The sequence below is a fragment of the Mesorhizobium sp. M4A.F.Ca.ET.090.04.2.1 genome (assembly GCF_003999085.1).
Lineage (GTDB): Bacteria > Pseudomonadota > Alphaproteobacteria > Rhizobiales > Rhizobiaceae > Mesorhizobium.
The window spans coordinates 1-487 of the sequence record NZ_RZOT01001020.1 but is presented as its reverse complement, the minus strand read 5'-3'; the positions used below and the strand labels follow the sequence as shown (position 1 = coordinate 487).

Sequence of the window (487 nt, the reverse complement as noted above, 5' to 3'; positions counted from 1 at the left end):
GATAAATCTCTTGTGCCCTCTCATATGGCGGCAATGGCTGCAAACGTCCAGTTCCCCGGCATTTTCCGAAGCTGTGGGACGTTATGCCGGCAGCTCTGTCCGATGCATGTCGTTCCCCCAAAACCGCTACGCACTTTTGGGCGACATGCATTGGCGAATATTCCGCGCGGCGCACTTGTTTCGCCGGAAACGATTTGCTACAGGCCCCGAGCCGGTTCGTTCCGGCTCCTACCACGTGCGGTCGTGGCGGAATTGGTAGACGCGCAGCGTTGAGGTCGCTGTGGGGCAACCCGTGGAAGTTCGAGTCTTCTCGACCGCACCAATCTCTTCCCGAAAGTTCCTTTGAACAGCCTTTGGACTTAGGCTGGCGCGAGCGCTTGCGGCCGCCCGCGCGGGGCAAATCAGAAGCGATCGCCCGTAGGAATCAATGCCGCCGGTGATGCAGGCAGCTCGGCAAAGGCCGGTCCTACCCCGTCCACCCCAGCCC

General features: G+C 60.8%; 1 tRNA gene. It reads left to right on the top strand.

The features are described 5' to 3' along the window. Positions 1 to 237 precede the first annotated feature (237 nt). Positions 238 to 322 (top strand) — tRNA-Leu (locus EN781_RS33835). Positions 323 to 487 lie beyond the last annotated feature (165 nt).